Annotated in this window: 8 protein-coding genes; 7 read left to right on the top strand and 1 reads right to left on the bottom strand. The window is 58.3% G+C overall.

The window, feature by feature from the left end:
* A partial coding sequence (locus GS12_RS21515; RefSeq protein WP_034950744.1) for an ABC transporter substrate-binding protein occupies positions 1-729 on the bottom strand: 729 nt, incomplete at its 3' end.
* Between the two features lie 476 nt (positions 730-1,205).
* On the opposite strand from GS12_RS21515, the gene ydgT reads away from it, so the two are divergent.
* The 7 genes from ydgT to rsxG form a co-directional block, all read left to right on the top strand.
* Positions 1,206-1,421: a transcription modulator YdgT gene (gene ydgT, locus GS12_RS21520; protein WP_034919127.1), complete on the top strand. Its 216-nt coding sequence runs from the start codon at positions 1,206-1,208 to the stop codon at positions 1,419-1,421.
* A 78-nt stretch (positions 1,422-1,499) separates the two neighbouring features.
* Positions 1,500-1,940: a DUF2569 domain-containing protein gene (locus GS12_RS21525; protein ID WP_034950747.1), complete on the top strand. Its 441-nt coding sequence runs from the start codon at positions 1,500-1,502 to the stop codon at positions 1,938-1,940.
* Between the two features lie 124 nt (positions 1,941-2,064).
* Entirely contained in the window at positions 2,065-2,646 is a 582-nt protein-coding gene (gene rsxA / locus GS12_RS21530) for an electron transport complex subunit RsxA (RefSeq protein ID WP_034914646.1), read from the top strand.
* Positions 2,646-3,221, top strand: a complete 576-nt coding sequence (gene rsxB / locus GS12_RS21535) for an electron transport complex subunit RsxB (protein WP_034914643.1) — start codon at positions 2,646-2,648, stop codon at positions 3,219-3,221. Before rsxA ends, rsxB begins: the two co-directional genes overlap by 1 nt.
* Positions 3,214-5,508 (top strand): electron transport complex subunit RsxC, encoded by a 2,295-nt coding sequence (gene rsxC / locus GS12_RS21540; RefSeq protein WP_034950748.1) that lies wholly within the window; start codon positions 3,214-3,216, stop codon positions 5,506-5,508. The genes rsxB and rsxC overlap by 8 nt, the downstream gene beginning before the upstream one ends.
* Positions 5,509-6,555, top strand: coding sequence for an electron transport complex subunit RsxD (gene rsxD / locus GS12_RS21545; RefSeq protein ID WP_034950750.1), 1,047 nt, complete (start codon positions 5,509-5,511; stop codon positions 6,553-6,555).
* A partial coding sequence (gene rsxG / locus GS12_RS21550; protein WP_034950751.1) for an electron transport complex subunit RsxG occupies positions 6,555-7,162 on the top strand: 608 nt, incomplete at its 3' end. The genes rsxD and rsxG, both read left to right, overlap by 1 nt.

Below are 7,162 nucleotides of genomic sequence, written 5' to 3' on the forward strand. Positions count from 1 at the left end.
CAGAATATCTTTGCCGGGCTTCAGACCCGCTTCTTTAATGGCCTGAATAGCACCAATCGCCATGTCATCGTTATGGGCGTACACCATGCAGATATTTTTGCCGTTGTTTTCCGCTTTGATAAAGCTCTCCATCACCTCTTTACCCTTGCTGCGGGTAAAGTCGCCGGACTGGGAACGAACAATTTTAATGCCTGGCGCATCCTTAATGGCGTCGGCGAAGCCTTTCTTACGATCGATCGCCACGCTGGCGCCCACGGTGCCCTGAAGCTCAACAACGTTGCACGGCTTGCCGTTTTTCTCCTTCACCAGCCAGTCGCCGATCAGCTTACCTTCATAGACGTTATCCGCCGTCACCACCGCCATATAGAGCGACTTGTCTTTGACCACAATGGCGCGATCCAGCAGGAAAACCGGGATTTTAGCGTCTTTCGCTTCTTCAAGTACCGGCTCCCACCCCGTTTGCACCACCGGCGCGATAAAGATAGCGTCCACGCCCTGAGCAATAAACGAGCGCACCGCCTTGATTTGGTTCTCCTGCTTCTGCTGTCCGTCGGCAATTTTCAGCGTAATGCCGCGCTTTTGCGCTTCGCTTTTCGCGACGCTGGTTTCGGCCGCTCGCCAGCCAGACTCCGAACCCACCTGTGAAAAGCCAACCGTCATGGATTCAGCCATCGCGGCGCCGGAGAGGCTGGCGCTGATGAGAGTGGTTAAAAGTAAACGCTTCCACATGATATATTTTCCTCTGAGGGGAGATTATTGTTCAGGGTTTAAGGCTCTCAAAGCCTGGACTATCTGACGGGAAACATTTTGGACAATGCTCACAAAATACAACAATTAAAGGAGGTTACGTCGCACAGAACCACCGCGCAGACTCCACGACGCAAGGACAAAACGGCTGAACGCGCAAGGCGACATGTTAAATAAGTGTAATAAAGATAAGCGCTTAACTCAGCACGCTATGGAAGCGATTACAACATCCTGTTCAATTCTGCTATTCATCACCTTCACGACGCATACAGAATTAGTTTTGGAAAATGTGACCAATAACACAGGACGGAAATCGAATAAGGTTCCAGCCGACGCCGCTTTTAAGAATCTGCCTCTACGCGCTAGTCTGAATTCGTGCGAAAGCGGCCTCAATGCTATGGACAGGGTGTCGCTGAACTTTATACTTGGTGCCTCTCAATACTCACCTGACAGCCAACATGACAGTTCAAGAATATCTGCTGAAATTTCGTAGAGTAAGTTCGCTGGAAAGCCTCGAAAAACTGTTCGACCACCTCAATTATTCGCTCACTGACAGCAAAGAAATTATTAATATGTATCGCGCTGCCGATCATCGTCGCGCCGAACTGGCGTCCGGTGGCCGCCTGTTTGACGTCGGTTGCGTGCCGAAAACCGTCTGGCGCTATGTGATTTAGAATTCCTGCCCATTCCCTGTATAATCCTTTTCCTTATCGTGCGTGACGCGTTTGGGCAACGTTTTAAAAGGATTATCTGTGACTGTAGAATCTAAACCGCGCATTGGCGGACTGCTGCTGGTGCCGCTGGCCTGGCTGCTGATGACCATGCTGACCAGCGCGCTGGTGCTCGCGATGTATCTGAGCGCCCTCTTTGATCCGGCGCTGCGCGAAGCGCTGGTCACCAATACGCAGGCTTTTATGCTTCAGTGGAGCCTTTCGCTGCTGACCTCGCTGCTGGTATGGATCTACAGCCTTTGGGTGACCTGGCTCTTCTTTAAACGATCTCGTCGGCTGCCACGCCATTACATTATCTGGCTGCTGCTGACGGTGCTATTGGCGATCAAATCCTTTGCTTTTTCGCCGGTCAGCGATGACGCGGCTATTCGCACCCTGCTGATAGCGCTGCTGGCGGCGGCCTTCCTCGCCCCCTGGTTCCGGCGTTCAGAGCGCGTAAAACGCACCTTTATTGAGCCCTGACGCAGAAAAAAACGCCATAAATTTAATCCTCAGTGCGGTATGGCGCTAACCTTAACGTTGTAGTGTTGTTCCTGAGCCGCTGATGTTCGATAATGGGCGGCTTTTCAATTTCTCAGGCGAAATAATGACCGATTACCTGCTTCTCTTTATTGGCACAGTGCTGGTGAATAACTTCGTTCTGGTGAAGTTCCTCGGCCTCTGTCCCTTTATGGGCGTTTCCAAAAAACTGGAAACGGCAATCGGCATGGGACTGGCCACCACCTTCGTTATCACCCTGGCCTCAATCTGCGCCTGGCTGGTCAACCATCTTATTTTGCTGCCGCTCGATCTCGTCTATCTGCGCACCATGGCCTACATCCTGGTGATTGCGGTCGTCGTGCAGTTTACCGAGATGGTAGTGCGCAAAACCAGCCCGGATCTCTATCGCCTGCTGGGCATATTTCTGCCGCTGATCACCACCAACTGCGCAGTGCTTGGCGTGCCGTTGCTGAGCGTCAACCTTAACCACACCTTCCTCCAGGCGGCCCTTTACGGTTTCAGCGCCTCGATTGGCTTTTCGCTGGTAATGGTGCTGTTTGCCGGTATTCGTGAACGTCTGGTGCTGGCCGATGTACCCGCGCCGTTTAAAGGCTCATCGATTGCGCTGGTTACCGCCGGACTGATGGCGCTGGCGTTTATGGGCTTCAGTGGGCTGGTGAAATTCTGATGAGCGCCGTCTGGATTGCTATTGCGGTTTTGAGCGCGCTTGGCCTGCTGTTTGGCGGCCTGCTGGGCTATGCTTCGCGCCGTTTCCGGGTCGAAGAAGATCCGATTGTCGAACAGATCGACGCCATTCTGCCGCAGAGCCAGTGCGGTCAGTGCGGCTATCCCGGCTGCCGCCCTTATGCAGATGCAGTCGGCAACAACGGTGAAATGATCAACAAGTGCGCCCCGGGCGGTGAGCAAACCATGCTGAAGCTGGCCGCGCTGCTGAACGTCGAGCCGCAGCCGCTGGGCGATGAAGCCGCCCGCGAACCGGTGCGTACGGTGGCGTGGATTGACGAAGCAAACTGCATCGGCTGCACCAAATGTATTCAGGCCTGCCCGGTGGATGCTATCGTTGGCGCCACGCGCGCCATGCACACCGTGCTGAGCGACGTCTGTACCGGCTGCGATCTCTGTGTCGCACCCTGCCCGACTGACTGCATTGAAATGCGTCCGGTCGCCGCCACCACTGAAAACTGGAAGTGGGATCTTAATACCATCCCGGTCAGAGTCATTCCTGTGGAACACCATGCGTAACCTTCTCAACCTGTTTAAAAAAGAGCGGCTGTGGGATTTCAAAGGCGGCATCCATCCGCCGGAGATGAAAACCCAGTCTAACGGCGCGCCGCTGCGTCAGCTGCCTCTTCCGTCGCAGTTTATTATTCCTGTTAAGCAGCATATCGGTCACGAAGGCGAACTGCTGGTCAGCCCTGGCGATAAGGTGCTGCGCGGCGATGCGCTGACCTTTGGTCGCGGCAGAATGCTGCCGGTGCATGCCCCCACCTCCGGTACGGTTACCGCCATTGCGCCGCACATTACCGCGCACCCATCCGCGCTGGCCGAACTCTGCGTGTTTATCGCGCCGGATGGCGAGGATCGCTGGTGCGAACGCCAGCCAATAGTGGATTATCAACAGGCAGAACGCAGCGCGATTATTGAACGTATTCACCAGTCGGGCGTCGCCGGGCTGGGCGGTGCGGGTTTCCCCACCGCAACCAAACTCAAAGGCGGCCTGCGCGGCGTTAAGACGCTGATTATTAATGCAGCGGAATGTGAGCCTTACATCACCGCCGACGATCGCCTGATGCAGGACTGCGCCGCCGAGGTACTGACGGGCAGCCGGATACTCGGCTGGCTGCTTCAGGCTGAACGCGTGCTGATCGGTATTGAGGATAACAAGCCGGAAGCCATCGCCGCGCTGAAAATGGCGCTGGGCGACGCAAAAGATATGCAAATCCGTGTGATCCCCACCAAATACCCTTCCGGCGGCGCAAAACAGCTCACCCGCATCCTGACGGGCCTGGAAGTGCCGCACGGTGGGCGCTCAACCGATATCGGCGTATTGATGCAGAACGTTGGCACAGCCTGGGCGGTAAAACGTGCGGTTATCGACGGCGAGCCGTTGACCGAGCGCGTGGTAACGCTGACGGGCGAATCCGTCGGTCGGCCCGGCAACGTCTGGAGCCGCCTGGGCACGCCGATCAGCCATCTGCTGCACAATGCCGATTTCACCCCTGCACCCGGCCAGATGGTGGTGATGGGCGGCCCGCTGATGGGCTTCACGCTGCCGGGGCTGGATGTACCGGTGGTTAAAATCACCAACTGTATTCTTGCGCCGTCGGCCAGCGAGATGGGCGATAACGACGAAGAGAAGTCCTGCATTCGCTGTAGCGCCTGCGCGGACGTCTGCCCCGCCGCGCTGCTGCCGCAGCAGCTTTACTGGTACAGCCGCGGCGGCGATCATGACAAAGCCCGCGAGCATAACATCGCCGATTGTATTGAGTGCGGCGCGTGCGCTTACGTCTGCCCAAGCAATATTCCGCTGGTGCAGTATTACCGCCAGGAGAAGGCTGAAATTCGCGCCATCGACCTTGAAGCGGAACGTACCGTGCAGGCGAAAGCCCGCTTTGAAGCTCGCCAGGTTCGGCTTGAGCGCGAGAAACTGGCGCGCGAAGCCCGCCATCAGCAGGCAAAACGCACCGTCAGCGATACCAGTCAACATGAAATCGATGCGGCGCGGGAAAGAGTGAAAGCGAAGAAACAGGCGGCCACCGAACAGTCAGCGGAGCAGCAGGCCGAGGCGCAGCACGCGCTGGCGCGTGCGCATCAGGCAGAAAAACAGTCGGAAACGGAACCCGCAACCCGCCAGGCGGGCGATCCGCGCAAGGCGGCGGTGGAAGCCGCCATTGCCCGTGCGAAAGCGAAAAAGGCAGCGGCTGCGGCTGAGCCCGCGCCTGCTGCGTCCGGGCAGACTGTAGCCGACGCGCCGGTCGATCCGCGTAAGGCGGCGGTGGAAGCCGCCATTGCCCGCGCAAAAGCGAAGAAAGCAGCGGCTGCGGCTGAACCCGCGCCTGCTGCGTCCGGGCAGCCCGAGGCCGACGCGCCGGTCGATCCGCGCAAGGCGGCGGTGGAAGCCGCCATTGCCCGTGCGAAAGCGAAAAAGGCAGCGGCTGCGGCTGAACCCGCGCCTGCTGCGTCCGGGCAGACTGTAGCCGACGCGTCGGTCGATCCGCGCAAGGCGGCGGTGGAAGCCGCCATTGCCCGCGCGAAAGCGAAAAAGGCAGCGGCTGCGGCTGCGGCTGAACCCGCGCCTGCTGCGTCCGGGCAGCCTGCGGCCGACTCGCCGGTCGATCCGCGCAAGGCGGCCGTAGAAGCCGCCATTGCCCGGGCGAAAGCGAAGAAAGCAGCGGCTGCGGCCGCCGAAAAGAACAGTGCAGAAGAAGCGCCCGATGCTTCCGACGATCCCCGTAAAGCGGCGGTGGCGGCGGCCATTGCCCGCGTAAAAGCGCGTAAAGCGCAGCAATCGACGCAAGAAGAGGACTAAATGGCTTTTCGTATCGCCAGCTCTCCCTACACGCACAACCAGCGCAGCACCAGCACTATCATGCTGTTGGTGCTGCTCGCCGCCGTGCCCGGTATCATCACCCAGAGCTACTTCTTTGGCTGGGGTACCCTTGTCCAGGTGCTGATTGCCGCCGCCGCCGGGATCGGCGCCGAAGCCGCGATTCTGCGGCTGCGCCATATGCCGCTCGGTAAAACATTGGGCGACAACTCTGCGCTGCTGACCGCGCTGCTGATTGGCATCAGCATTCCACCACTGGCGCCCTGGTGGATAGTGGTGATTGGTACCGTTTTTGCGGTGGTTATTTCGAAACAACTTTACGGCGGCCTTGGGCAGAATCCGTTTAATCCGGCGATGGTGGGCTATGTGGTGCTGCTGATCTCATTCCCGGTGCAGATGACCAGCTGGCTGCCGCCGGACGCGCTCCAGTCAATCACGCCGGGCTTTATCGATACGCTCAGCATGATATTTCATGGCCACACTCTGGATGGCCACAGCATGCAGCAGTTGCAGCCTGGCGTGGACGGCGTCAGCCAGGCCACGCCGCTGGATACCTTCAAAACCGGCCTGCGTGCCGGGCACAGTGCCGACGAGCTGCGCGCGCTGCCCATCTCCGGGCTGGGCTGGCAGTGGGTAAATATGGCTTATCTGGCGGGCGGCCTGTTCCTGCTGTGGAACAACAGCATCCGCTGGCATATTCCGCTCAGTTTTTTGCTGTCGCTGGCGCTGTTTTCAACCGTTGGCTGGTTCTTCTCGCCCGATTCGCTGAACTCACCGCTGGTTCATCTTTTCTCCGGCGCGACCATGCTGGGCGCTTTCTTCATCGCTACCGACCCGGTCACGGCCTCCACCACCAATAAAGGACGGCTGCTTTACGGCGCGCTGATCGGCATGCTGATCTGGCTGATCCGCAGCTTCGGCGGCTACCCGGACGGGGTGGCCTTTGCCGTGCTGCTGGCGAACATCGCCGTTCCGCTGATTGATTACTATACGCAGCCGCGTGTCTACGGCCATCGCAAGGAGAAATGATGCGGGATGCAATTCGTAAAAACGGCGTCAGGCTGGCGCTGTTCGCCGCCGTAACCACCGGCGTGACCGCCGTGATCAATGCGGTGACCAAACCCACTATCGATCACCAAACCGTGCTACAGCAAAAGGTGTTGCTGGATCAGGTTGTACCGCCCTCTTTTTATAACAATGCGATTCAGCAAGAGTGTTACGTTGTCACCGATGCTGCACTGGGCGCGGGGAGTCATCACCTCTATCTGGCGCGCATGGACGATAAGCCGGTGGCAATTGCCGTTGAAGCCACCGCACCGGACGGCTATTCGGGCGCAATTCAGTTAATCGTCGGCGCCGATTTCAGCGGCACGGTGCTGGGCGCGCGCGTGGTCGAGCATCATGAAACGCCCGGTCTGGGCGACAAAATTGAGCTACGCATTTCCGACTGGATCAACAGCTTCAACGGTAAGCGCCTGAACGGCAAAAACGATGTGCATTTTGCGGTGAAAAAAGACGGCGGCGATTTCGATCAGTTCACCGGCGCCACCATTACCCCGCGCGCCGTAGTGAATGCGGTGAAACGCGCTACCCTGTATAGTGAAACGCTGCCGGGGCAACTTGCCTCGCTGACACC

Source organism: Erwinia oleae (assembly GCF_000770305.1).
GTDB classification, from domain to species: Bacteria; Pseudomonadota; Gammaproteobacteria; order Enterobacterales; family Enterobacteriaceae; genus Erwinia; species Erwinia oleae.